General features: G+C 28.3%; 26 protein-coding genes and 1 pseudogene. 26 read left to right on the top strand and 1 reads right to left on the bottom strand.

The window, feature by feature from the left end; genetic code table 11:
* Positions 1 to 36 precede the first annotated feature (36 nt).
* Together DES33_RS01850 and holA are read left to right on the top strand one after the other, a co-directional pair.
* Positions 37 to 2,343: a DNA internalization-related competence protein ComEC/Rec2 gene (locus DES33_RS01850; RefSeq protein ID WP_094224714.1), complete on the top strand. Its 2,307-nt coding sequence runs from the start codon at positions 37 to 39 to the stop codon at positions 2,341 to 2,343.
* Positions 2,309 to 3,307 carry a DNA polymerase III subunit delta gene (holA, locus tag DES33_RS01855; RefSeq protein WP_110057935.1) on the top strand — a complete coding sequence of 333 codons (999 nt, stop codon included), beginning with the start codon at positions 2,309 to 2,311 and terminating at the stop codon, positions 3,305 to 3,307. The genes DES33_RS01850 and holA overlap by 35 nt, the downstream gene beginning before the upstream one ends.
* Before the next feature lie 53 nt (positions 3,308 to 3,360).
* Here holA and rpsT read toward each other — a convergent pair whose 3' ends face one another.
* On the bottom strand, positions 3,361 to 3,624 hold the full coding sequence (rpsT, locus tag DES33_RS01860) for a 30S ribosomal protein S20 (protein ID WP_002836452.1): 264 nt from the start codon (positions 3,622 to 3,624) through the stop codon (positions 3,361 to 3,363).
* 122 nt (positions 3,625 to 3,746) lie between these two features.
* Here rpsT and lepB point away from each other — a divergent pair, with 122 nt between their 5' ends.
* The 24 genes and pseudogenes from lepB (at position 3,747) to DES33_RS01975 (ending at position 25,272) form a co-directional block, all read left to right on the top strand.
* The gene (gene lepB / locus DES33_RS01865; protein WP_094224712.1) at positions 3,747 to 4,271 is read left to right on the top strand and encodes a signal peptidase I; all 525 of its coding nucleotides are present in this window, start codon (positions 3,747 to 3,749) and stop codon (positions 4,269 to 4,271) included.
* Positions 4,272 to 4,280: 9 nt separating this feature from the next.
* Positions 4,281 to 6,092, top strand: coding sequence for a translation elongation factor 4 (lepA, locus tag DES33_RS01870; protein ID WP_094224711.1), 1,812 nt, complete (start codon positions 4,281 to 4,283; stop codon positions 6,090 to 6,092).
* Positions 6,093 to 6,139: 47 nt separating this feature from the next.
* Complete coding sequence (gene hemW / locus DES33_RS01875; protein ID WP_094224710.1) at positions 6,140 to 7,243, top strand: radical SAM family heme chaperone HemW; 1,104 nt, start codon at positions 6,140 to 6,142, stop codon at positions 7,241 to 7,243.
* An 81-nt stretch (positions 7,244 to 7,324) separates the two neighbouring features.
* The gene (gene hrcA, locus DES33_RS01880) at positions 7,325 to 8,371 is read left to right on the top strand and encodes a heat-inducible transcriptional repressor HrcA (protein WP_110057936.1); all 1,047 of its coding nucleotides are present in this window, start codon (positions 7,325 to 7,327) and stop codon (positions 8,369 to 8,371) included.
* The gene (locus tag DES33_RS01885; RefSeq protein WP_094224708.1) at positions 8,361 to 8,927 is read left to right on the top strand and encodes a nucleotide exchange factor GrpE; all 567 of its coding nucleotides are present in this window, start codon (positions 8,361 to 8,363) and stop codon (positions 8,925 to 8,927) included. Before hrcA ends, DES33_RS01885 begins: the two co-directional genes overlap by 11 nt.
* Before the next feature lie 42 nt (positions 8,928 to 8,969).
* Positions 8,970 to 10,796 (top strand): molecular chaperone DnaK, encoded by a 1,827-nt coding sequence (gene dnaK / locus DES33_RS01890; protein ID WP_094224707.1) that lies wholly within the window; start codon positions 8,970 to 8,972, stop codon positions 10,794 to 10,796.
* 98 nt (positions 10,797 to 10,894) lie between these two features.
* A complete protein-coding gene (dnaJ, locus tag DES33_RS01895) occupies positions 10,895 to 12,013 on the top strand; it encodes a molecular chaperone DnaJ (protein ID WP_094207141.1) in 1,119 nt (372 codons plus the stop codon).
* Entirely contained in the window at positions 12,013 to 12,936 is a 924-nt protein-coding gene (gene prmA, locus DES33_RS01900) for a 50S ribosomal protein L11 methyltransferase (protein WP_110057937.1), read from the top strand. The genes dnaJ and prmA overlap by 1 nt, the downstream gene beginning before the upstream one ends.
* Entirely contained in the window at positions 12,929 to 13,654 is a 726-nt protein-coding gene (locus DES33_RS01905) for an RsmE family RNA methyltransferase (protein WP_094224705.1), read from the top strand. The genes prmA and DES33_RS01905 overlap by 8 nt, the downstream gene beginning before the upstream one ends.
* Positions 13,654 to 14,946: a tRNA (N(6)-L-threonylcarbamoyladenosine(37)-C(2))-methylthiotransferase MtaB gene (gene mtaB / locus DES33_RS01910; protein ID WP_094224704.1), complete on the top strand. Its 1,293-nt coding sequence runs from the start codon at positions 13,654 to 13,656 to the stop codon at positions 14,944 to 14,946. The genes DES33_RS01905 and mtaB overlap by 1 nt, the downstream gene beginning before the upstream one ends.
* A 46-nt stretch (positions 14,947 to 14,992) precedes the next feature.
* Positions 14,993 to 15,328 carry a histidine triad nucleotide-binding protein gene (locus DES33_RS01915; protein WP_094203655.1) on the top strand — a complete coding sequence of 112 codons (336 nt, stop codon included), beginning with the start codon at positions 14,993 to 14,995 and terminating at the stop codon, positions 15,326 to 15,328.
* Between the two features lie 94 nt (positions 15,329 to 15,422).
* On the top strand, positions 15,423 to 15,602 hold the full coding sequence (gene rpsU, locus DES33_RS01920) for a 30S ribosomal protein S21 (protein WP_002836438.1): 180 nt from the start codon (positions 15,423 to 15,425) through the stop codon (positions 15,600 to 15,602).
* Positions 15,603 to 15,737: 135 nt separating this feature from the next.
* Positions 15,738 to 16,325, top strand: a complete 588-nt coding sequence (locus tag DES33_RS01925; protein ID WP_484493033.1) for an NfeD family protein — start codon at positions 15,738 to 15,740, stop codon at positions 16,323 to 16,325.
* A 1-nt stretch (position 16,326) separates the two neighbouring features.
* A complete protein-coding gene (floA, locus tag DES33_RS01930; RefSeq protein WP_002836436.1) occupies positions 16,327 to 17,310 on the top strand; it encodes a flotillin-like protein FloA in 984 nt (327 codons plus the stop codon).
* Positions 17,310 to 17,723 carry a hypothetical protein gene (locus DES33_RS01935; RefSeq protein WP_094205684.1) on the top strand — a complete coding sequence of 138 codons (414 nt, stop codon included), beginning with the start codon at positions 17,310 to 17,312 and terminating at the stop codon, positions 17,721 to 17,723. The genes floA and DES33_RS01935 overlap by 1 nt, the downstream gene beginning before the upstream one ends.
* 106 nt (positions 17,724 to 17,829) lie before the next feature.
* Positions 17,830 to 18,294 carry a ribosome maturation factor RimP gene (locus DES33_RS01940; RefSeq protein ID WP_094224702.1) on the top strand — a complete coding sequence of 155 codons (465 nt, stop codon included), beginning with the start codon at positions 17,830 to 17,832 and terminating at the stop codon, positions 18,292 to 18,294.
* 9 nt (positions 18,295 to 18,303) lie between these two features.
* Positions 18,304 to 19,578 (top strand): transcription termination factor NusA, encoded by a 1,275-nt coding sequence (gene nusA / locus DES33_RS01945; protein ID WP_110057938.1) that lies wholly within the window; start codon positions 18,304 to 18,306, stop codon positions 19,576 to 19,578.
* 25 nt (positions 19,579 to 19,603) lie between these two features.
* Positions 19,604 to 19,867, top strand: a complete 264-nt coding sequence (gene rnpM / locus DES33_RS01950; RefSeq protein ID WP_110057939.1) for an RNase P modulator RnpM — start codon at positions 19,604 to 19,606, stop codon at positions 19,865 to 19,867.
* 18 nt (positions 19,868 to 19,885) lie between these two features.
* Positions 19,886 to 20,014: pseudogene (locus DES33_RS09945) on the top strand (translation initiation factor IF-2 N-terminal domain-containing protein); the annotation flags it as partial.
* Between the two features lie 423 nt (positions 20,015 to 20,437).
* A complete protein-coding gene (gene infB, locus DES33_RS01955) occupies positions 20,438 to 22,177 on the top strand; it encodes a translation initiation factor IF-2 (RefSeq protein WP_394371397.1) in 1,740 nt (579 codons plus the stop codon).
* 7 nt (positions 22,178 to 22,184) lie between these two features.
* Positions 22,185 to 22,550 (top strand): 30S ribosome-binding factor RbfA, encoded by a 366-nt coding sequence (gene rbfA, locus DES33_RS01960; RefSeq protein ID WP_094224698.1) that lies wholly within the window; start codon positions 22,185 to 22,187, stop codon positions 22,548 to 22,550.
* Positions 22,540 to 23,508: a DHH family phosphoesterase gene (locus DES33_RS01965; protein WP_094224697.1), complete on the top strand. Its 969-nt coding sequence runs from the start codon at positions 22,540 to 22,542 to the stop codon at positions 23,506 to 23,508. Before rbfA ends, DES33_RS01965 begins: the two co-directional genes overlap by 11 nt.
* Positions 23,492 to 24,355: a tRNA pseudouridine(55) synthase TruB gene (truB, locus tag DES33_RS01970; RefSeq protein WP_094224725.1), complete on the top strand. Its 864-nt coding sequence runs from the start codon at positions 23,492 to 23,494 to the stop codon at positions 24,353 to 24,355. The genes DES33_RS01965 and truB overlap by 17 nt, the downstream gene beginning before the upstream one ends.
* Positions 24,346 to 25,272: a bifunctional riboflavin kinase/FAD synthetase gene (locus DES33_RS01975; protein WP_094224696.1), complete on the top strand. Its 927-nt coding sequence runs from the start codon at positions 24,346 to 24,348 to the stop codon at positions 25,270 to 25,272. The genes truB and DES33_RS01975 overlap by 10 nt, the downstream gene beginning before the upstream one ends.
* The last annotated feature ends 48 nt before the right edge of the window (positions 25,273 to 25,320 follow it).

Consider the following 25,320-nt stretch of genomic DNA (forward strand, 5'->3'; position numbering starts at 1 on the left):
GATTATTAGCTGTGATTCCTATTAATTAGGTGAAAAATGTTAATCACTACGGTAATTTTAATACAGATAATTTTAACAACAATTTTATACATATATTTCAATCCGATATTTCTAGCAGTTGATGTAGTGGTTACAGGATTGCTTCTATTTAAAGATAAGAAGAAACTTATTGTCTCACTGTTAGTATTATTTCTGACTATTTTTCATTTAAACATTATTAATGATAATTACAAAAATATTAAAGATAATGAATTTGTAGATATTAACGCTGTAGTAATCAATAAAAACAGATCAAATAAAAAGTATATTGTAAAGGTAACTAATCACTATAATATAAAATTTTTATTAACAACAAAAAAAGATTTGAATATAGGAGATATTGTCAATATAAGATCAAAAGTTAACAAAGCATATACGAATGGTAATCCATTTATGTTCAACTATAAATTTTATTTATTAAAGAGCAATATATATGGTGATATATACTGTAGGACTGATCCTGATATAATAGGAAAGTCTAATTCACTTTTTTTAAGTATTAGAAGCAAAATTCTAAACCACATAATTTTTAAATTAGATTCAAATTTTAATGATATTGAATCATCTGTTTTAAAGTCAGTATTTACAGGGTTTAATTTTTTGAGTGAAGATTACAAAAATGATGTTAAGGTATTAGGAATAAGTCATATATTTGCAATAAGTGGGCTACATATTATTATTCTATACACGATTTTTAATAAATTATTTGGTATTTTTAAGATTAACAGAAAAATTATTTCTTGGTTATCTTTGTTTTTAATAGCAATTTATGGATATGCAGTAGGACTACCTTCATCTATATTAAGAGCGTTTATTATGTTAGTTATAGTGGAATTATCTAATCAAATGCAGATAGACCGGTATAATTTAAATAATTTAATTATTGCAGCTATCTTAATTTTGCTTATGAATCCATATAATCTACTTGATGTTGGATTTATTTTTTCTTTTTTAGCAACATTTACTATTTTATATTTATATCCAAAATTCAAAAAACAAAATAGCAAACTACGTAATTATTTGATGCTTTCTACTTTAGTTTATATAATATTATTACCAATACAACTGAGGTTTTTTAATGAATTTACATTTGGTTTTATCATTGGAAATACCATTATTTTACCTATTTTTACACTTATCATACAATTGTCGGCTATTGTACTTATGATACCTAATAGCTTTAATTATGTATTTGTTCAAATTATAAAATTTTGTTTAAAGATTATAAATTATATCTTCATTACAATTAATTCATTTAATATACAAATTCATAGTTTTATGAGCTTTTCTCTATTGATGATTTTTGTTTATTATATAATAATATTTGCAATTTATAACAGACATTACATTAAAACTTTAAACGACTTTAATAAACAAACCTTAAAAAATATGTTCTTAATAAGCGTAATTATGCCGGTAATTTTAAGCATTTTTAATCCTATTACGCATATAAACTTTGTGGATATTGGTCAAGGTGATTGCTTACTTGTAAGACAATATTTTAAAAGTTTTATGATAGATACTGGAGGTTCATACAAATCAGAAGATAAATCTGGAACTTATCTTGTAGAATATCTTCACAAAATAGGTTTAAATAATCTTGATTATGTATTCTTGACTCATTTTGATGAAGATCATAGTAAAAATTTGATTAATATTAACAAATCTTATAATCCAATAGTTTTATCAAGAACTAATGGAGAAAAAATATTAAAAAGCAAGTATAATCAAAATAACGATTACGTAAATCTGCAAAATAATCAATTACTAAAAATTGGAAATGTTTATATCAAAGTCATTGATAAACCCATAAGTGATGAAGAGAACGATAAATCTATAGTTTACAAAGTATATGTTAATGATATTTCATTACTAATCACAGGAGACATCTCTGGAGAATATGAAAGAAATATTTTAAATGGAGATATAACATCTGATGTGTTGAAAATTTCCCATCACGGAAGTAAAAACAGTTCAGATTTAAATTTCTTAAAAAAGGTTAATCCCAAATTATCTATTATTTCTGTAGGTCTAAGAAATGATTATGGACACCCACATCATCAAACACTAGATAATTTAAATAAACTAAATATTCCAATAAAAAGAACTGATAAAGATGGAAACATTGAGATTGTCTCAAGCAAGATATTTAATACTATAAGATCTAATAGAGATAAATATTCGATTTTTAATATTTTAGTGAAAGAGCAAAATTCAATTATTACAACAATTTTCGTATTATATTACTTTAAGAATAGAGGAGCAAAAGATGGATTTTTCATTGGCGAAACAAAAATTATATAATAATTTGTTATCTAATCTAATTTTAATACACGGAGAAGAAAAATTTTATATAGAAAAATATCTCTCATTAATAAAAGAGCACTACAATGCTCAAAGTTTTGATGAGTACGAATTATCAGATTTCGAAAAAATATATAGTTCTTCTGAAACTATTCCTATGTTTAGTGATAAAAGACTCATTTTAATCGATGATGTAGATTTAACTAAAACAGGAATTTCAAAAAACAAGGAAAGTATTGATAAATTATTACCTTATATAAAAGATATTCCAGAGTATACTTTGATTATCATGACATCATACGGTAATGTATTTAAGTCTAAATTTTTAAAAGAAATAACAAAATATGGCTCAGATATTGAATTCAATAAGTTAAACAGAAATCAATTAAAAGCCTATATAATAAATTACCTAAAAGGGAAGAAGATTAATAATAATATCGTTAATGTTTTCATTGAATATTCACTTTATCTTATAAAAAATTCTGAAAAGACATTAATTGATGTTAATAATGAATTAGATAAGTTTAGAAACTTAGAGAAATATGAAATAACAGAACATGATTTGAATTCTCTTATAAATCAGTATGATAAAAATATTTTTGATCTAACAGATTCAATAGCATCAAAAGATTTATCTAAGACGATATATTACTTAAATTTACTTATAAATGACACATCAGACACTTTTAAAACACTTCATATGGTTATTAGATTATTTAGAAATTTATTATATATAAAAGAACTTCTACGTTTGAAAGTTTCGCAAACTGAAATCACAAAGAGAGTAAAAATATCATCATACGAATTAAATAAAGTTCAAAGTTTTGTGAAAAATTGGAGATATGACCAGTTAAGATTTGCGTTTCATAAAATGTATGAAATAGAAACTACATTAAAAACAAATACGTTAAATTCTAAGTACTATATAGAAAATAGTATTTGCGAAATTTTAGCAAAAAAATAAAGGTTGAATTTACTTCAACCTTTAAATAATGTAATGGATCCTTTACATTATTTCTATGCTAATTTGTTTAATTCTTTAGCCATTCTGCTAATTTTTTTAGCTGCACTGTTTTTAGAAATTGTGTTCTTACTTGCAGCTTGGTCAATCTTTTTAGTTGCTAAATTAAATAATTTAGTAGCGTCTTCTTTATCGTTTTTTTCAACAGCTGCTTCAAATTTCTTTATGAAAGTTTTGATAGCTGATTTTTTAGATTTATTTCTAGCTGTTTCAAGTTTAGTTACATCAATTCTTTTAATTGCTGATTTAATATTTGCCATAATATCCCTCCTTTATTTTTGAACAGTGTTATTATTATACACTATAGAATTAATTATTTCAAGTAATCTAGAACATTAATTGTAAATTATGTTATAATAGGTTGGTAAAGAATGGTGATAGTATGAAGAAATTTTTAAATAGTAAGTTTTCAAATTTGCTATTTGCAATATTTATAGCTTTAGTAGTATGTTTCGTAATAAAAACTTTTATTTTAGAAACACAAATAGTAAAATCATCAAATATGAGTCCCACTTTAACTTCTGGAGATTTTGTTCTCATTAACAAATTAAACAAAATTACTGGATATATTAAAAAAACTGATATAGTTCAGTATTATGATCAGAAGGATTCAGAATCTAATATTGCAAGAGTTATTGCAATGCCTAAGGATTCAGTGGAAATTATAAATGATGATATTTTTGTTAATGGAAAAAGAATATATGAACCTTATATTCTGCTACAACAGTCCAAAAAATTAAACAACAATAAATGGGTTTTAAGTAAAGATGAATATTTTGTTATAAATGATGATAGAGAATTAGATAATTATAATGACAGCAGGTACATAGGACCTATTAATAAAGATTCGATAATCGGTGTAGTTTTCTTTAGGTTATATCCTGTTGATAAGATTGGTTCGATTTAGGAGATTTAAATGAAAAACGATAAAAAATACATAAGAAATTTTTCAATAATTGCGCATATAGATCATGGGAAATCAACATTAGCTGATAGATTGATTGAAGAGACAGGTATGCTTACTCATAGAGAAATGAGTGAACAGGTTTTGGATTCTATGGACTTGGAACGCGAAAGAGGTATAACAATCAAATTAAAAGCCATTAAATTATCTTATAAGGCTAAAGATGGTAATGTATACAATCTGAATTTAATAGATACACCAGGTCATGTTGACTTTACTTATGAAGTAAGTAGATCATTAAAAGCGTGTGAAGGTGCAGTATTAATTGTCGATGCAACGCAAGGTGTAGAGGCACAGACATTAGGAAATGTATACTTGGCCATCGACCAAAATTTAGAAATTTTACCTGTAATAAATAAAATAGACTTACCAAGTGCCGACATTGATTTTGCAAAAAAGGAAATAGAAGATATTATTGGATTAGATGCTGAAAATGTTCCTGCAGTATCGGCAAAAGAAGGAATAAATATAGTAGATGTTCTAGAAGATATAGTTAATAACGTTCCTGCACCAATTGGGGACGAAAATAAGCCTCTAAAGGCATTAATATTTGACTCATATTACGATTTTTATAAAGGCGTTGTCGTTTATGTCAGAGTTTTTGATGGTTGTATAAAGCCAGGATCTGAAATTTTAATGATGTCTACTAACAAATCATTTGAAGTTACTGAATGTGGTTACACATCTTCCGGAATGATAAGCACAGATGAAATTAGCGCTGGAGATGTAGGATATGTTGTCTGCAGTATCAAAAATGTAAAAGATGCTAGAGTAGGTGACACTATAACAGATAAAAACAATCCTGTAAATAAACCTCTGGAGGGATATAAGCAAGTTACACCAATGGTTTATTGTGGTATTTATCCTGCTGAAGGTGAAGATTTCAATTCTGTAAGAGATGCACTAGAAAAACTTCAAGTTAATGACGCAGCTTTAACATTTGAAAATGAAACATCAATCGCACTAGGTTTTGGATTGAGATGTGGATTTTTAGGGTTGTTACACATGGAAATTATTCAAGAAAGATTAGATAGAGAATTTGACTTAGATATCATTGCTACTGCTCCAAGTGTAATATATAAAGTTCATAAAAAAGATGGAACTGAAGTAGAAATACAAAATCCTACAAATTTCCCAAAGGAAACTGAAATTGATTATGTTGAAGAGCCTGTTGTTCATGCTGAAATCATGACTCCTACAGATTATGTCGGAGTAATTATGGAACTTTGTCAAGGAAAAAGAGGAACTTTCATAGATATGACTTACCTTGATGAAAAAAGAGTAACAATAAAATACAAATTACCATTAAATGAAGTGATTTATGATTTCTATGATGCTTTAAAATCAAAAACAAGAGGTTACGCATCTTTGGATTATGAGTTAATTGGTTATGAAAAATCTGATTTAATTAAACTAGAAATAATGATTAATTCAGAAAAAGTTGACGCGTTAACATTAATTGTTCACGAAGATTTAGCTTATGAAAGAGCAAGAAAAATAGTAACGAAACTTAAAGATGAAATACCAAGACATCAATTTGTAATTCCTGTACAAGCTGCAATAGGAAATAAAATTATCGCAAGAGAAACTATAAAAGCATACAGAAAAGATGTACTTGCTAAGTGTTACGGTGGAGATATAACTAGAAAGCGTAAACTATTAGAAAAACAAAAAGAAGGTAAAAAGCGAATGAGATCGGTAGGTAGCGTAGATGTTCCTCAAGAAGCTTTCTTATCAGTCTTAAAATATGATGAAGGAAATTAAATTTGTTAAGCCAAGCGAAAGTTTGGCTTATTTTTATAGGAGGAGTTATGAAAGGAATCTATATTCACATACCTTTTTGTGCTTATAAGTGTAATTATTGTGATTTTTCAACAATGACGAAACAATACCAAAGAATTGATGAATACTTTGATTTATTACAAAAAGAAATAAATATGTACAATAATCCTAATGACAGAATAGATACCATTTATATAGGAGGAGGAACACCGAATCTTGTGGATTCTAAATATATTGAAAAAACGTATAACGTAATAGATAGCTGTTTTAACTTACAATTAAAGGAATTTACTATTGAATGCAATCCAGAGTTCGTCACAAAAGAAAAAATTGAAAACTATAAAAAAGTTGGTATAGATAGAGTATCATTGGGAGTTCAATCATTTAATGATCAGTACAACAAATTTTTAGGAAGACAGCATACAGTATCAGATGTTTTTAAGTCATTTGAAATAATTAAAGGTTACATTGATAATATTTCAATTGATTTAATATTTGGATTTCCAAATCAAACTTTAGAATCTCTGGATAAAGATCTTAATTATATAATAAAACTCAAACCAAATCATGTGTCGTGGTATAACATGATATTAGAACCTGGAACAAAATTTTACAAAAACTATAAAGACATAAATAGAAATGATGATATAGAATACGAAATGTATATGAAGATTTGTAATGGTTTAGAAAATTATAAACACTACGAAATTTCTAATTTTGCAAAAGATAATTTTGAATCCATTCACAACAAGATTTATTGGAAAGACGAGCAGTATTACGGATTTGGTTTATCTTCATCTGGATATTTAAATCAACTGAGATATACAAATGAGTTTTTCTACCCCAATTACAAAAACAAAATAATAAAAAATGAAAAGCCTATTAGTTTTTCTGAGAAAATTGATTTAGAAAAAAGAGAATTTGAATTCATAATAACTAATATGAGATTAAAGAATGGATTAGATTTAAAAGAATACTTTGAAAAATTTGGCATAAATTTATACACGAATAACAAAAAATTAATCGATAACTGGATTAATAAAGGATTGTTAACTTTAAACAACAACCATATAAGCTTTACAAATCAAGGCTTTTTCGTGTCAAATAGTTTTTTCGTAGATATTTTAGTATAACACTTGACACAGTATAAATGGTAGTGTATAATTTTATTATCACTCAAGGTAATAGGTTGCTAACAAAAAAGAGGTGAGGTCTTGAATGAAAATTTAACACAAAGAAAATTTAATATCTTACTCGCTACTATAGACAATTATATAAAGACTGCTCAGCCGATAGGATCTCGAGTTTTGTCAAAGAATTATAATATAGGTTTCAGTCCAGCAACTATCAGAAATGAAATGAGCGACTTAGGTGATTTGGGATATTTAGTTCAATCTCATATTTCATCAGGAAGAATTCCATCGCAAAAAGCTTTCAGATTGTATGTGGATTATATTCTAGACAAACTTTATAAAACCGATGATTCTAGCTCTTCGTTAATGTCTATAAGAAAACCCTATGAAAGAATTGTTGAACCTGAGAAATTGATTAAATCTTCTTCTCAGTTTATTTCTGAAATAACTCAGTATCCGGTTATTTCTATGTTAAAAAAATCAGATAGGATGCATTTATCACACATAGAGTTACTTTCAATAAGCGATTATAATTATGTTTTATTAACGTTATATGATTCTGGTGACTTAAATCATACTGTGATTTCATCAGAGCAAGTCATAGAATCAAATGAATTAATTAAGATTAATTTTCTATTGAAGAAACTTTTTTTAGGGAAAAATCTAAATGAAGTTTATGATAATTTAGACGAATTTTCTTCAAAATATAAATATAATGATCTTTTTAAAGGTGCAATTACCGATATTATTGAAAATGAAAAAGATAAGTTATCTTCAATGTATGTATCTGTTGAAGGCTTATCAAATATTTTCAAATATAGTGAATACAGCGACTTAGACAAAGTCAAAACCATAATAGAATACCTTGAAGACAAAGACAAAATAGTGAATATTTTGAATTCTTCAGATAATTTCTTGGACATTAAAGTGGGAGATGAAAATAACGAACAATCACTTGTTGAAAACACAATCATCAAGAGTTCTTATTTCTTCAACAAGAATAACATCGGTGTTATAGCTATTGTTGCTCCCATGAGAATGAATTATGAACTTTCAATAGAAGCTATGTTTAAATTATCTAGAAGAATTAATGGATTAATTATTAGGGGGGATTATTATGAAAGATAACGAAGAAAATTTGAAGCAAAATCAATATTCAGAAGATGTAAAAAATGGAGAAAAAGACTTAGAAAAAGAAAAAATAAATAAAAATGAAACTGAAAATGAGTCAGTAAAAGGAGAAGTCGAAAGCGACAAAGATGAAGTTGTAAATTCTGAAATAGAAGATTTAAAAGACTCTTTAAAAAGATTACAAGCGGATTTTATCAATTATAAGAATAGAACAAATAGAGAAAGACAACAGTCTATTGAATTAGCCAATGAGTCTTTAATTTTGAAAATTCTACCTATAATAGATGATTTAGATAGAGCTATCGATAGTAAGGAAGAAAAAGATGAGTTCTCTAGCGGTGTTGAATTAATTAGAGACAACCTACTATTATCACTAAAAGATTTCGGGTTGGAAGAAGTAGATTGTTCAGATAAATTTGATCCAAATTACCATCATGCAGTTATTACTGAAGATAGTGATAAGGGTTCAGATATGATAATAGAAGTATTCCAAAAAGGATACATTTTGAATAACAAATGCATCAGACCTGCAATGGTCAAAGTTAGTAAATAAGAATTTTAAATATAGATAAAAATCTAAAAGGAGGATTTTATAATGAGTAAAGTAATAGGTATTGATTTAGGTACAACAAATTCAGCAGTAGCAGTTATGGAAGGTGGAGAATCAGTCATAGTTCCTAACTCAGAAGGTAATAGAACTACTCCATCAATCGTAGCATTCACTAAAGATGGTGAAAGATTGGTTGGTGAAACAGCAAAAAGACAAGCAATCACAAACCCAGACAGAACAATCACATCAATTAAAAGAGAAATGGGTACTGAATACAAAGTAAACATTGATGGTAAAGATTATTCTCCAGAAGAAATTTCAGCAATGATTTTGCAAAAATTAAAAGCCGACACTGAAAGTTATTTAGGAGAAGAAGTTACAGAAGCAGTAATTACTGTCCCAGCTTACTTTACAGACTCTCAAAGACAAGCAACAAAAAACGCTGGTAAGATTGCTGGATTAAACGTAAAAAGAATAATCAACGAACCAACAGCGGCTGCATTGGCTTATGGTATTGATAAAGAAACTGATCAACACAAAGTTATGGTTTATGACTTAGGTGGTGGTACATTCGACGTTTCAATCCTTGAAGTTGGAGATGGCGTATTCGAAGTATTAGCTACACGTGGTAATAACAGACTAGGTGGAGATGATTTTGATGAAAAATTATTAAACTATCTTGCAGATGAATTCATGAAACAAAATGGTGTGGATTTGAGAAAAGATGCTACTTCTAAACAAAGACTTAAAGATGCAGCAGAAAACGCTAAGAAAGAACTATCTACAAGAGTTTCTACTAATGTTAACTTACCATTTATTTCTGCAGTAAATGGAACTCCAGTTCACTTAAATATGGATATTACAAGATCAAAATTTGATGAATTAACATCTGACTTGGTTGAAGAATCTTTAAAACCAGTAAGACAAGCATTAGAAGATGCTGGATTAAGTCACAATGATATAGAAAAAGTTTTATTAGTTGGTGGTTCTACAAGAATTCCAGCTGTTCAAGAAGCTGTTAAAAAATTAATAGGTAAAAATCCACAAAAAGATATTAACCCAGATGAATGTGTTGCTATTGGTGCAGCATTACAAGGTGGTGTATTAACTGGTGAAGTAAAAGATTTATTGTTACTTGATGTTACACCTTTATCATTGGGTATCGAAACTTTAGGTGGAGTATGTACAAAATTAATCGAAAGAAACACTACAATTCCAACTAAAAAATCTCAAGTATTTACAACAGCAGCTGACGGTCAAACATCCGTGGAAATCAAAGTGCTACAAGGCGAAAGAGAAATGGCAGCTGACAATACTTTGTTAGGACAATTCAACTTAACTGAAATTCCAGCAGCCCCAAGAGGAGTACCTCAAATTGAAGTAACATTTGATATTGATGCGAATGGTATTGTAAACGTAAGTGCTAAAGATTTAGGATCTGGAAAACAACAAGCTATGACAATTACTTCTTCAACTAAAATGAGCGATGAAGAAATCAAGAGAAAAGTTGACGAAGCAAGTAAGTATGCTGAAGAAGATAAAAATAAAAAAGAAACTATTGAAACAAAGAATAACGCTGAATCTGTAATTTACCAAGTTGAAAAGACAATCAAAGACTTAGGCGACAAAGTTTCAGAATCCGAAAAATCTGATATCAGTTCAAAAGTAGAAGCTTTAAAATCAATCTTAGACTCAGGAGATAACAACGATATTAAAGCTAAGACAGATGAATTAACTCAAGAAATGTACAAATTAAGTTCTAAACTATATGAAAACACAGCTCAACAACCGGGAGCTTCACAAGAATCTAAAAAAGATGATGATGTTGTAGATGCTGATTATGAAGTTGTTGATGACGACGAAAATAAATAATAACTAAAAAATCTTAAAAAAGGGGTAAAATTCTTACCCCTTGATTTTTTTGTATCTTTTAGTAAAATAGAAAAGTCAGTAGATTAGGATGGTGAATAATGAAAAATTTGTACGAAATACTTGAGGTTAATGAAAACGCAACTCAAGAAGAAATAAAAAAATCATATAGAAAATTAGCAAAAAAATATCATCCAGATATAAACAGTGGTGATCCTGAAGCTGAAAATAAATTTAAAGAAATTAACGGAGCATATGAGGTTTTAGGTGATAAAGAAAAAAGAAAAAAATACGATATGTACGGAGATAGAATATTTGATCAAGGATCAGGTGGAGGATTTTCAGATATCGGTGATATATTTGGTGATTTTTTCGGTGATATATTTGGTGGTTTTAGTTCTAGATCTTATTCTAGAAATCCAAATGCCCCTAGAAAAGGCTCTAATATTCAAGTTGAACTGGAAATAGATTTTGAAGATTCAATTAACGGTACTAAAAAAGAAATTTCTTATAAGAAAAAGGTAAAATGTCATGTTTGTAATGGCGATGGAGCAAAGCCAGGAACAAAAAAGAGAAAATGCGATAAATGTAATGGTACTGGGATCATAAACGATACTAAAAGAACACCTTTTGGAATTTTTACACAACAATCTGAATGTGATAAATGTCATGGAGAAGGCTATGTAATCGATGAAAAATGTGAAAATTGTAAAGGTAAAGGATACGAAGTTCAAAGAAAAACAATAAACATTACTATACCTAAAGGAATAAACAACGGAGCTATCATGAGTGTAAAGGGCGAAGGTAATGATGGCGAAAACAATGGTAGTCCAGGCGACTTATATGTTATCATAAAGATTAGAGAACATGAATTTTTCAGAAGAATTAATAATGATATTGTTTTTGATATGCCTATCACATATGCTCAGGCTGTACTTGGTTCAAAAATTGAAGTTCCAACTTTAGATGGCATAGAAGAATTTGAACTTCCAGAAGGAACTCAACCAAATACAACATTTAAACTTAAATCAAAGGGTGTTCCATATTTAAATTCTAATACAAGAGGAGACATATTATTTACTGTTAAAATCATTGTTCCTAAAAAAATAAATAAAGATCAAAAAGAAAAATTGATTGAATTTTCAGAAAGTATGAATCAAGAATTAAATGTAAATGAAAAGAAATCAATATTTGATAAAATAAAGGATATGTTTGAATAATGGAAAAATGGCTAAGCTTTGATATTAAATGTCCAAAAGGATATGACGAAATCATAAGTTCTATACTATACGATTTAGGAATAGAAAATTTACAAATAGATGATTATCAAGATGTTTTAGATTTTAAGAAAGATCAACCTTATTGGGTGGTAATAGACGACGAAGATTTTACACCACATGATAATGTCATCATTAAAGCTTTTTACGAAGATGATAAAGTAAATTATGAAGAAATTGAAGCAAAAATTAATGAATTCTCTATCAATAACAAGATAGATGTTCAAATTAGTAAGAACAAAGAAATTGAAGATATTGACTGGGCTAATGAATGGAAAAAGTATTACGAACCATTTTATATTGGCAATATTCTTATAAAACCTAGCTGGATTGAAATAGATGAAACAGATCACACCGTGTTAGAAATTAATCCGGGAATGGCATTTGGTACAGGACTCCACGAAACAACAAACTTATGTATTGAACAACTTCAACAGCTGCAGCTTGATAATAAGAGTGTTTTAGACATTGGTTGTGGATCAGGAATACTTTCTGTAGCTTCTTCAAAATTAGGTGCTAAAGAAGTTTTTGCTACAGATATTGACCCATTAGCTGTAGAAGCAACATTAGATAATGCAGAACTTAATAAAATATCTAATATCAATGCTGTAGAAGGCTCTCTATTAGATAAAGTTGATAAAAAATACGATGTAGTAATAGCTAATATTTTATTGAACGTATTAGACATTTTAATTCCAGATTTGCCAAAAGCATTAGAAAAAGATGGAATTTTCATTTGCTCAGGATTGATCAATTCTCAAAGAGATAAAATTGTAAATATTTTAGAAAAAAACAACCTTGAAATTGTAGAAATATCTGAAAAAGGTGAATGGATTAGCGTAATAAGTAGGTTCAAAAATGTATAGGACTTTTCGAAATCCCAAAGATAAGATAGATGATAAAATTATAATAAAAGATGAAGATTATAATCATATCAAAAATTCTTTAAGACTTACAAAAGGTGATTTGATTCATCAAGTAATTGTAGATACAACTTTTGTAACCGAAATTGAAGATATTACTCCCGATGAAATAATTTGTAAAATAATAGATGAAGATAACATTCAATATGAATCTCCTTTGAACATTACTTTGTATCAATGTATCCTTAAATCAGATAAAAATGAGTATATCATACAAAAAGCTACTGAATTGGGAGTAAATAGAATTGTATTTGTAGAAACTGAAAGAACTGTTGTCAAATTAGATGAAAAAAAGTGGATTAAAAAAAAGAATAGATTTGAAAAAATCGCACTAGAATCATCTAAACAGTCAAAGAGAACATCTATCCCTGAAATAGAAGGACTACTTAATATCCATGAAATATCAAATCAAGATAATAGTTTAAGTTTAGTATTCTATGAAAATGAAACAGAAAGCATTCAATCTTTGTTGACTAATTCAAATTATAAAGATATAAATATTTTCATTGGCCCAGAAGGCGGATTATCTGAAGAAAATTTAAATGTTTTAAAGTCAAAAGGATTTAAATCAGTTTCATTGGGAAACAGAATTTTACGCGCAGATACAGCTCCAATTTGTGCTTTGAGTATTATTCAATATGAATTAGGAGATATAAAATAATGAAAAAAGTAAAATTTTCAACATTAGGTTGTAAAGTTAATCAATACGAAACAGAAGCAATGGCTGAATTATTTGTGAAAAATGGTTATGAGATTACAGAAGATTATAATTGCGATGTTTTTGTGCTTAATACATGTACCGTTACAAATTTGTCCGATAGAAAAAGTCGACAACAAATATCTAAGATTAGATCTGAAAACAGTGATGCAATAATTGCTGTTGTAGGTTGTTACTCTCAAGTTAGTCCTGATGAAATAGAAAACATTGAAGGTGTAAATGTAATTCTCGGAACAAAATACCGAAAAGAAATCGTAGAACTATGTGAACTAGCAAAATCATCTAATAAAATTATAAACAAGGTCGAAAATATAGGTAAGAATAGAGAATTTGAAGAATTAACTATAAATACAGAGCATTCTATGACAAGAGCTTATATTAAAATACAAGAAGGTTGTAGTCAATTTTGTTCGTACTGTATAATTCCTTACGCGAGAGGACCTATACGTTCTAGAAATATTAAAGATATTGTTTTAGAAGCAAAAAGATTAGCAGATAATGGTTTCAAAGAAATTGTACTGACAGGCATCCACGTAGCGTCATACGGAAAAGACTTAGAAAATGATGATATTGGTTTAATTGATGTAATAGAAGATATCGGACAAATTGATAAAATAAAGAGAATAAGATTGAGTTCATTAGAGCCAAGAATTGTCGACAAGCAATTTTTAGATAGATTAAGTAAAGTGGAACAATTTTGTGATCATTTTCATTTATCTTTGCAAAGCGGTTCTGATTCAATACTTCAATCTATGAATAGAAAATACGATACAGATTTATATGAAAAAACTATCAATTTAATAAGAGAATATTACCCAAATGCTGCAATTACTACAGATATAATAGTTGGTTTTCCTGGAGAGACTGATGAAGACTTTGAAAAAACATTAAACTTTGTTGATAAGATTCAATTTTCAAAAATACATGTGTTTAAATATTCTAACAGAAAAGGCACCGTAGCAAGTAAAATGAAAAATCAAGTATCTGGAGTTGTAAAAAAAGAGAGAAGTAAACTACTAATAGAAAAATCAAAATACTATACAGATAAATTTTTAGATAATATGTTAAATCAACCAATAAAAGTATTGTTCGAATCGAAAAACGATGATGGCTACATTAAAGGATATACAACAAATTATATAAGAGTAAAAAGAGAATATAATCCAAATCTTTCAAATAAAATAATAGACGTCATATGTAATAGAAGAGAAAATGAAGAACTTGTGTGTGAATAATTGAAAATTTAAATATTTTTTGGTATAATATCACCGGAGGCGAGTCATGGACTGTGTATTTTGTAAAATAGTTAATGGAGAAATACCTTCTAAAAAAATATATGAGGATGATTTGGTATACGCTTTTCACGACATCAATCCTGTTACTCCAGTACATTTTTTAGTTATACCTAAAGAACATATTTCTGGTGCTAATGATATTGATGAATCAAATTCACAAATAGTTGCTCATATATTTGAAGTAATTGCAAAACTAGCAAAAGAGTTCGATATTGATAAGTCTGGCTATAGAATAGTAAATAACTGTGGAGAAGATGGTGGACAAACAGTACATCACATGCATTTTCACGTGTTAGGTAAGAAAAAACTTAGCTGGCCATAAAAATATTGTTATTTTATTAGAATTGTGTTATACTATTTTGGTATAAATTCTGCTCTTTTGTGAGCATTCTTGCAATAAAGAGGGGAGGGAAACCATGTCAGAAATTAAAGTAGGAGAAAACGAATCATTAGATAATGCTATAAAAAGATTTAAAAGACAATGTGCTAGATCTGGAGTTTTATCTGAATATAGAAAAAGAGAACATTATGAAAAGCCTAGCGTAAAGAAAAAGAAAAAATCTGAAGCAGCTAAAAGAAAAAAAAGAAATTTCTAATGAAATTGATATTTAATGAAAGATTCCTTATAGGAATCTTTTTTTATTGCTTTGTTTAGTGTATAATTGTGTTATAAAGATATTTAGGGGGTGTTATCGTTTTCTATGGATATATTTTCTAATCATATTTTAAGTATGATTTTTTTAGCAGTAACATTTATTTGTATCACACTGCTTATGTTATCAAACAAGAAGATTAAATACGGTATTCTAACTGCTGTTTTTTCTGTTCTATTTATTTTGTCTTATTATAATCACGGTGATATCAACATAGTGGGTATATTAGTATTTTTAATAGGGCTCTTATTCGTTGGATTAGAACTAATAGTTCCAGGTGGTTTTATTGCTGGAATTGTGGGTGTCTTATCAATGATTGTTGGAATAAGCATGATTATTAATAATCTGTACCTAGCATTTTTAACAGTAGTTATTGCCATAACAATTGATGTTTTGTTTATATTAGTATTTTTAAGTAAAGATTTTGACTCAAGTAAATTCAATAAATTTGTTTTAAAGGAAACTAATTCAAAATCATTTACTCAGTCATCAAAAAAATACTTGAACAAAAAGGGAATTACTATAACACCTTTAAGACCGAGCGGCAAAATTGAAATAGATGGAGATTATATTGACGCTATTACTAGGGGAGATTTTATTCCAAAAGGTTGCGAAGTTGTTGTTAGTGAAATAAAAGATTTTAAAATAATAGTAAGGAGAGTGTAAAATGCCATTTGAAATTCCATTTTTAGTACCTATATTAATAGTTATATTGCTATTAGTATTCTTTTCGTTAGTTCCTGTAGGTTTATGGGTTACTGCTCAATTTTCAGGAGTCCACGTCAAAATCTCACAATTAATAGGTATGAGATTACGTAGAGTTATTCCTAAAAATATTATAAATCCTCTTATCAAAGCAACAAAAGCAGGATTAAATCTAACTACTAATCAACTTGAAGCGCATTATCTAGCAGGTGGTAATGTAAATACTTTAGTAAATGCATTAATTGCCGCTCAAAGAGCAGATATTGAGTTAGAGTTTGAGAGAGCAGCAGCTATTGATTTAGCTGGTAGAAATGTTTTAGAAGCAGTACAAGTTTCTGTTAACCCAAAAGTAATTGAAACTCCAAACATTGCTGCAGTAGCAATGAACGGTATTGAAGTCATTGTTAAAGCTAAGGTTACTGTTAGAGCAAACATTGAAAGATTAATTGGTGGTGCCGGAGAAGAAACTATAATAGCTAGAGTTGGTGAAGGTATTGTAACTACTGTAGGTTCATCTGAATCTCATACATCTGTATTAGAAAATCCAGATTCAATCTCCAAAACTGTATTGAACAAAGGATTGGATTCAGGGACTGCATTTGAAATACTTTCGATTGATATTGCAGATGTTGATGTAGGAAGAAATATCGGAGCAAAACTACAAACTGATCAAGCAGAAGCTGACAAACGAATTGCTCAAGCAAAAGCAGAAGAAAGAAGAGCTATGGCCGTTGCAAAAGAACAAGAAATGATAGCAGAAGTTCGTTCAATGAGAGCGAAAGTAGTTGAAAGTGAATCAAAAGTTCCTCTAGCTATCGCTAAAGCTTTAGAATCTGGTAATTTGGGAGTCTTGGATTATTATAATATGAAAAATATTATAAGTGATACTGAGATGAGACAGGCTATTTCTGGAAATAGCGAAAAAATAAAAGAGGATGATAAGTAATGTTCTCTTTTCTATCTCTTGTAATTACGATAATAGTTGTAAAGTTTTTCGCTAATTATTTTATTCACATGAGTAGTTCTAGACGTTACCAAAAAAACTTTAACCGTAAGGATTATCGCAAGAAAAAGACATTAGAAGATTTAAGAAAAGATAAATCAAATACCAAATTATCTTATAATAAATCAAACAATTCTCAATACAATCAAAATAATATCAATAATTTTGAGCAAACAAATAATAGAAAAGAAAATCAAAAATTAATTGATAAAGATTTTTTCGAAGAAAAAAACGACGAATTAGAATTGATTAGAGTTGAGATTAATGATGAATTTAAACATAAAGATGAATTAAAAAAAGCTATCATTATGAAAGAAATAATTGATAAGCCTTTGTCTTTAAGAAATAGAAGATAGTTTGATTATTATGATTAATTATGATACAATTAGTTTAGAATAAATTGTGGCTAAGAGTGGGGAATCCCACTCTTATTTATTTAAATAATTTACGAAAAGGAGATATATGAATAAGAAATATCTTAGGGAACTTATGAATAATGATCTCAGCCCTTTAATTGAAGATACTGGAATCGACTTTTATGATGTAGAATATTCAAATCAAAATGGAAAAAATATTTTGACTTTTTACATTGAAAAGAATGAAGGTCTAATATCAATTGATGATTGTGAGTTAATAAATAATAGAATAACTGACAAACTTGACGAAATAGATCCTATTTCAGATCCCTATTATTTAGAAATTGCATCAGTAGATATAACTACACCATTCACTAGAGATAAAGATTTCAAAAAAAATTTAGGGAATGTTGTAATAGTAAATTTATATCAAAAATTAGATAGTAAGAAAGAGTTCAAAGGTATTTTAAAAGATTTTAATGATCAAGAAATATCTTTGGAATTAGAAAAAAATCAAATTAAAATTGAAAGGAGTAATATATCATCGATTAAGCTTTCTTTATTCGATTGATAGTAATATATGAACAATGATTTTATAAAGGCTCTTGATGAATTAGAAAAATCAAAAAAAATACCAAGAGAAGTTGTTTTCGATGCTTTAGAAAAAGCATTGATTAAAAGCTATGAGAAAAATTTTGATTATCAAGACCATGAAAACGAAGAAAGTTCTGTAGAAGTTAACATAAATAGAGACAACGGTAAGGTGAATTTATATGCAATCAAAACAGTTGTTGAAAATGTTGAAGACAAAAATACTGAAATAAGTTTAGAAGAAGCTAAGACTATTAAACGTAAATACGATTTAGGTGATAAAGTGAAAATTGAAATAACACCTAAAAACTTCGGAAGAATAGCTGCTCAAACTGCTAGAAATATTGTTATTCAAAAACTAAAAGATGCAGAACGTGATAATATTTATAACGAATTTATTGACAGAGAAAAAGAAATAATCACTGGAACAGTTCAACGTGTTGAACGTGGAATTGTCTATATAGATTTGGGTAGAGTAGAAGGTATAATACCAGTTTCAGAACAAATAAAATCTGAAGAATATACTCCTAACAAAAGATTAAAACTTTTTATTAAAGAGGTCAAGAACACTACAAAAGGAGCTCAAATAATATTATCAAGGACAGACAATTCTCTAATAAAAAGATTATTTGAATTAGAAGTTCCGGAAATAAATGATGGAACTGTTGAGATTTTTAGTGTTGCAAGGGAACCTGGCTCAAGAACTAAGATCGCGGTATTCAGTAATGATGAAAATGTTGATCCAGTTGGCTCATGTGTAGGTTTCAGTGGAGCCAGAGTTAAGTCTATTGTGGATGAGTTGAATGGCGAAAAACTTGATATTGTTATTTGGTCAAAAGATATTAAGACTTTCATATCTAATAGTTTAAGTCCATCTGAAGTTATAGCTACATTCATTGACGAAGCTCAAAAAATATGCCGTGTAATTGTTTCAGAAGATCAATTATCTTTAGCCATAGGAAAAGAAGGACAAAACGCTAGACTTGCAGCTAAGTTAACGAACTGGAAAATAGACATCAAAGGACTTAACCAATACTTAGAATCTTATGAAGATGGCAGCTTGTCTGTTGAATTCGATGGAGAAGTTGATTTTCTAGAATCTAATGGTATTGAAGTTAGAGATGAAGATAAAGAAAAAGTTTTTGATAAAATTAAATATCATGAATCAGATGATATAGAAGAAATTGAAGATATTGAAGATACTGAAGAAGATAATTCTTTAGAATCCGAAAACACTGAAATTGCAGAAGATTCTGAAAATTAAATGTATTTAAGTTTTGGAGTATTAAATGAAAACTAAAAAAATTCCTTTAAGAAAATGTGTTGTTTGTGGTGAAAATAAACCAAAGCAAGAACTAATAAGAGTTGTTTTTAATAAAGAAGACGGAGTTTCTGTAGATTTGACAAATAAGAAAAATGGCAGAGGGGCTTATTTATGCAAGGATTTAAAATGTATAAACAAGGCAAAGAAAAACAGAAGACTAAATCAGGTTTTAAAAACAGAAGTAGACGCACTTATATATGAGGAGTTAATTAACCATGTAGAAGATTAATCAAAAGGAGGTCTTTGTATGGAAAAGATAAGAGTATATGAATTGGCAAAACAATTGAATGTTTCAACAAAAGACTTAATGAACAAATTAAAAGAAAACAAAATAGAAGTTAAAAGTCACATGTCAACATTAGATAAAGACCAAATATCAAAAGTTAAATCTTTTTATGAAAAACCAAAAAAAGTTCAAAATAATCAAAAGAACAGTAATTCAAAAAAAGAAAATAGACAAGATGTAAATAAAATTTCAAAAGAAAACGTGGAAAGCAAATCGCATACTGAAGCTAATAAACAAGATGATAATTCTAAAAAAAGATTTAAACCAAAACATCCAAGAAATAATGATGATGAATCTGTATCTCATTTCGATAAGATAAAACATAAAAACAAATCTGAAATGAATGAAAAGCATGATTCTAAAGATAAGAAAAAGAATAAGAATTTTAAAAATAACAAAAATAAAAATTCTAACAAAAATAAAAATAATACAAATAACAAGAATAATAGAAATAATAAAAATAAAAAAGAAGAAGTCATCAAGAATGAGCCAAAAGAACCTAAGAAATTTATTATTCAACCTACAATTACAGTAAAAGATTTATCTGAGAAAATAAGTGTATCTATTAGTGAATTAATAATGAAACTAATGGAATTAGGTATAATGGCAAATCAAAACCAAGAAATTGATTTTGATACTGCTAGTTTAGTGGCTGGTGAATTCAATGTTATCGTTGAACAAGATGAAGTCGAAGATTTTGATGACGATGACGTGTTTAACCTAGATTTTGAAGATAAGGATGAGGATTTAAAAGAAAGACCACCTGTCATCACTGTAATGGGACACGTTGACCATGGTAAAACATCTATACTTGACAGAATTAGAAATTCTAGAGTAGCTGGTAGAGAAGCCGGAGGAATTACACAACATATAGGTGCGTATACTATTAGAGTTAACGACAAAAAAATAGTATTTTTAGATACACCAGGTCACGAAGCTTTTACAGCAATGAGAAGTAGAGGGGCACAAGTAACAGATGTTTCAATATTGGTAGTTGCTGCAGATGATGGTGTAATGCCTCAAACGGTGGAAGCTATAAATCACTCAAAAGCTGCTGGCGTTCCAATAATTGTCGCTGTTAATAAAATAGATAAAGAAAATGCTAATATAGAAAGAGTAAAAACTGAATTAGCTGAAAATGGATTGGTACCTGAAGACTGGGGTGGAGATACAGTTTTAGTTCCAGTTTCTGCTAGAACAGGTGAAGGTATTGATGAATTACTTGAAATGATTTTAATGGTCGCAGAAATGGAAGAACTAAAAGCTAATCCAAATAGACTTGCTGTAGGTACTGTAATTGAAGCTCAGTTAGACAAGGGAAGAGGTCCAACTGCTACAATTTTGGTGCAAAAAGGTACTCTAAAACATTCAGATATGGTATTTAGTGGACAAGCAAGTGGTCGTATCAGAGCTATGTTTAATGATCAAGGAAAGCAAGTTAAAAAAGCAGGTCCTTCAACACCAGTATTGATTTTAGGTTTAAACGAAGTACCTGAAGCTGGCGATATGATATACGCTGTCAAAGATGAAAAAGAAGCTAGAAATTATGCTCAAAAAATAAAAGACCATAACCGTGAAGAACAAATCAAGTCTTCTTCAAACGTGAACTTAGACGAGTTATTTGGAAAAATTTCAGACGGAGAAACTAAAGATCTTAATATTATAATAAAAACTGATGTTAAAGGTACAATTGACGCTATTAAACAATCATTAATAAAATTAAGCAATGATGAAGTAAAAGTTAATATAATTCACGGTGCTGTCGGTGGTATTACTGAATCTGATGTTAACTTAGCATCTGCATCAAGTGCTATAATAATCGGATTTAATGTAAGACCAACTCAAGTGGCTTTGGATATGGCAAAAAATGAATCTATAGAAATCAGAACATATAGAGTTATATATGATGCCATAGAAGATGTAAAAAATGCAATCACTGGTATGTTAAAACCTCAATATCAAGAAGAAGTTTTAGGTAGAGCTACAGTTAGAGATACCTTCAAAGTACCGGGAGTAGGTACTGTTGCCGGTGTGTATGTTAATACAGGAAAAGTAACAAGAAATGCTGTGGTTCGTTTGTTGAGAGATGAAATATTAATTTTCGAAGGTCCTATTTCTTCATTGAAGAGATATAAAGACGATGTTAAAGAATTAACTCAAGGCTATGAGGGCGGTATGGGCTTAGAAAATTATAATGACATTAAACCAGGAGATGTACTGGAAGCATACGTGCTAAACGAAGTACAAAGATAGGAGAATTATGAATATTAAAAGAGTAAGAAGAATTTCATCAGAAATCAAAAAAGTTATTTCAAGTTCTATAATTAATTCACTAAAAGATCCTAGAATTGACAAACTAAATGTTTCTGTTACCGACGTAAAAGTAACAAATGATTTGAGTTTTGCTACAGTATATATAGCTGTAATAGGCGATGATGAAAAGAAAAAACAAACTCTTGAAGGATTGAACAAAGCAAAAGGATTCTTAAAAAAACAAATTGGTGAAAGTGTAGATTTAAGACATGTACCACAACTGATTTTCAAAATTGATGAAACAAGTGAGCAAAGTATGCATATTGAAAATCTAATAAAATCAATTCATGAGGAAAATTATAATGATGATTAATGATGAAATCTTGAAATTTAAAGAGCAATTGAATGAAGCAAGTTCAATTGCTCTAATTTCTCACTTAGACCCAGATGGTGATAACTTAGGTTCATTAACTGCTTTATCAAAAAGTTTACTCAATTTAGGAAAAAAGGTATATCCTATTGAGTTTGACAAAATTCCTGAAAATCTAAAATTTCTACCTAATTTAGATTTGCTATCAGATAATACAGATATTAATATTGATATGATAATTTGCCTAGATTGTGCTAATTATGAGAGATTAGGTCAGATTGATGAATTATTTAACAAAGCAAAATTCAGAATAAATATAGACCATCATCAAAGTAATGAGTTTTACGGTGACGTTAACATAGTAAAAAAAGGTTATAGTTCAACTTGCGAATTAGTATTTGATTTAATAAATGAAATTAATCTACCAATTGATAAAGAAATTTCCATGTCACTTTTAACAGGAATTTCAACTGATACTGGAAGATTTTTATATTCTGCTACAACTGCAGATACATTAGCTAAAGCTTCTAAATTAGTTGAAAATGGTGCAGACATGATGAAAATCAATGAATTAATTTATCAATCAAAAAAATTTGAAGCACAACTTTTAGAAAATGAAATCTTATCTAAAACTGAAATTTATAATGATTATGTTGCAATTGGTTTTGTAATGACAGATCAATTAAATAAGTATAATGTTGAAATTTCAGATATTGATAGTGTAATTAATACTTTCAGAGATACTGACAAAATCAAAATATCAGTATTAATTAAACAACAAACTGAAAATGAGTACAAGGTAAGTTTCAGAAGCAAGGGAAATATTGATGTAGGATTAATTGCCAAAAATCTTGGTGGAGGCGGTCATAAGAATGCTGCTGCTACAAGAATTACAGGGGATTTTGAGACAGTTTCAAATAAAATAAAAGAAGAAATTGATAGATATGGATTGTGTAATTAATGTTTTTAAGGAAAAGGGATATACATCTCAAGATGTTGTTTCTATATGTAAAGGAATTTTAAAAACTAAGAAGATCGGACACGCTGGTACTCTAGATCCTGACGCTACCGGAGTTTTGTTATTAGGCGTTGGAAAAGGAACTAAAATAACAGAATATCTAATGGAATATGGTAAAACATATATATTTGAAATGTGTTTTGGTACAAGTACAGATACTCTTGATTTATCTGGTAATGTCACAGGTTTTTCTGAGAAAACATACGATAAAGAAAAATTAAAGGAAATTTTAGATGATTTAAATGGTAAAACTATTGAACAAGTACCTCCAATGTATTCCGCAGTTAAGGTAAATGGAAAAAAACTTTACGAATATGCAAGAGAAAACATGGAAATTAAGAGGAAATCCAGAAAAATTACAATTTATAATATTGAACCATTACATCTTCTAGAAAATTCATGTATAATCAAAGTTAGATGCTCTAAGGGAACGTATATTAGAGTTTTAATAGAAGATATTGCCAAAAAATTAGATAGATTAGCATACATGAAATCACTTATTAGAGTAAATTCTGGTGGTTTTGATATAAAAGATTCAATAAAAATAGAATCGCTTAGAAAATGTAATATTGACGATGTATCATTTTCAGTCTACGAAAGTTTGACAGAAATGAAATCTATCGAACTTGATGATAATTTATATAAAAAAATTACCAATGGTGTTAAAGTGAACATCAACCACAAAAACATTGATAATATCAAAGTAGTTTGTAAGAATAAATTTATTGGAATCGGCAGTATTGAAGATAATATTTTAAAAATGAATAAGGTATTTGACATATGCAAATAATTGATTTAGACAAAGATAACGTAAAAATTAATATTGATGCTATTACTTTAGGAAATTTTGACGGATTACATTTAGCACATCAAAAACTTATAAATAAATGTGTTAGCTTAGGTAAATCAGGGGTTATTATATTCAAGTCACATACTTCAGAAGTTTTAGAATATGCTAATTTTAAAAATATATTAACAACGGATGATAAAATAAATATATTAAAAAGAATGAATGTAGATTACTGCTTAATCAAGTCATTTGATAAAGCTTTTTTATCCTTAAAGCCTGTAGAGTTTTTAACTTATGTGAAAGAGCATACTAATTTCAAAAATTTAGTTGTGGGCAAAGATTTCAAATTCGGAATTAATGCATCTGGTAATGTATCTACTTTAGAAGATTTTCAAAAAGTTTTTAATTATAAACTCTACACTATAGATGACCAATTTATTAAAAATGTCCCTATTAGATCGACAACAATTCGCAAATTTTTAATGAGTGGAGACGTTGAGAATGCTAATTCAATGCTCTACAGACCATTTAGTATTAAGGGAGTTGTCGTCGATGGTAAACATAGAGGAAGAAATTTAGGTTACCCTACTGCTAATTTGGAATGTAAACAATATATTATACCAGCAGCTGGCGTTTATTATACTAATGTTATTTATGATAACAAACTATACAAAGGTATAACTTCTGTAGGAGAAAATCTAACCTACGATGAACATGATGTTAAAATTGAAACTCATATATTAGATTTTAAAGGTGATTTGTATGGAAAAAATTTAACGTTAGTATTCATAAAAAAAATAAGAGATAATGTAAAATTTAATTCTGAGATTGAACTTATCAATAAATTAAAAAGCGATTATAATTTTGCAAAAAACCAAGATTTAGATTTACAATTACAAGATTATATGATAATATAAATAAGTACTACTTTTACATTGATATTCGAAACCTCAACGATATCGCTG

Source organism: Finegoldia magna (assembly GCF_003182075.1).
In the GTDB taxonomy this organism is placed as follows: Bacteria; Bacillota; Clostridia; order Tissierellales; family Peptoniphilaceae; genus Finegoldia; species Finegoldia magna.

Excerpts from the sequence above, each read along its gene's own strand:
- DES33_RS01905 (WP_094224705.1), top strand. The coding sequence starts at position 12,929 with ATGTATAGGACTTTTCGAAATCCCAAAGATAAGATAGATGATAAAATT.
- DES33_RS01940 (WP_094224702.1), top strand. The coding sequence starts at position 17,830 with ATGAATAAGAAATATCTTAGGGAACTTATGAATAATGATCTCAGCCCT.
- DES33_RS01885 (WP_094224708.1), top strand. The coding sequence starts at position 8,361 with ATGAAAGATAACGAAGAAAATTTGAAGCAAAATCAATATTCAGAAGAT.
- DES33_RS01850 (WP_094224714.1), top strand. The coding sequence starts at position 37 with ATGTTAATCACTACGGTAATTTTAATACAGATAATTTTAACAACAATT.
- rbfA (WP_094224698.1), top strand. The coding sequence starts at position 22,185 with ATGAATATTAAAAGAGTAAGAAGAATTTCATCAGAAATCAAAAAAGTT.
- DES33_RS01935 (WP_094205684.1), top strand. The coding sequence starts at position 17,310 with ATGTTCTCTTTTCTATCTCTTGTAATTACGATAATAGTTGTAAAGTTT.
- rpsU (WP_002836438.1), top strand. The coding sequence starts at position 15,423 with ATGTCAGAAATTAAAGTAGGAGAAAACGAATCATTAGATAATGCTATA.
- holA (WP_110057935.1), top strand. The coding sequence starts at position 2,309 with ATGGATTTTTCATTGGCGAAACAAAAATTATATAATAATTTGTTATCT.
- rpsT (WP_002836452.1), bottom strand. The coding sequence starts at position 3,624 with ATGGCAAATATTAAATCAGCAATTAAAAGAATTGATGTAACTAAACTT.
- DES33_RS01975 (WP_094224696.1), top strand. The coding sequence starts at position 24,346 with ATGCAAATAATTGATTTAGACAAAGATAACGTAAAAATTAATATTGAT.
- floA (WP_002836436.1), top strand. The coding sequence starts at position 16,327 with ATGCCATTTGAAATTCCATTTTTAGTACCTATATTAATAGTTATATTG.
- DES33_RS01915 (WP_094203655.1), top strand. The coding sequence starts at position 14,993 with ATGGACTGTGTATTTTGTAAAATAGTTAATGGAGAAATACCTTCTAAA.
- rnpM (WP_110057939.1), top strand. The coding sequence starts at position 19,604 with ATGAAAACTAAAAAAATTCCTTTAAGAAAATGTGTTGTTTGTGGTGAA.
- truB (WP_094224725.1), top strand. The coding sequence starts at position 23,492 with ATGGATTGTGTAATTAATGTTTTTAAGGAAAAGGGATATACATCTCAA.
- prmA (WP_110057937.1), top strand. The coding sequence starts at position 12,013 with ATGGAAAAATGGCTAAGCTTTGATATTAAATGTCCAAAAGGATATGAC.
- DES33_RS01925 (WP_484493033.1), top strand. The coding sequence starts at position 15,738 with ATGATTTTTTTAGCAGTAACATTTATTTGTATCACACTGCTTATGTTA.
- hemW (WP_094224710.1), top strand. The coding sequence starts at position 6,140 with ATGAAAGGAATCTATATTCACATACCTTTTTGTGCTTATAAGTGTAAT.
- lepB (WP_094224712.1), top strand. The coding sequence starts at position 3,747 with ATGAAGAAATTTTTAAATAGTAAGTTTTCAAATTTGCTATTTGCAATA.
- dnaJ (WP_094207141.1), top strand. The coding sequence starts at position 10,895 with ATGAAAAATTTGTACGAAATACTTGAGGTTAATGAAAACGCAACTCAA.
- dnaK (WP_094224707.1), top strand. The coding sequence starts at position 8,970 with ATGAGTAAAGTAATAGGTATTGATTTAGGTACAACAAATTCAGCAGTA.
- lepA (WP_094224711.1), top strand. The coding sequence starts at position 4,281 with ATGAAAAACGATAAAAAATACATAAGAAATTTTTCAATAATTGCGCAT.
- nusA (WP_110057938.1), top strand. The coding sequence starts at position 18,304 with ATGAACAATGATTTTATAAAGGCTCTTGATGAATTAGAAAAATCAAAA.
- DES33_RS01965 (WP_094224697.1), top strand. The coding sequence starts at position 22,540 with ATGATGATTAATGATGAAATCTTGAAATTTAAAGAGCAATTGAATGAA.
- mtaB (WP_094224704.1), top strand. The coding sequence starts at position 13,654 with ATGAAAAAAGTAAAATTTTCAACATTAGGTTGTAAAGTTAATCAATAC.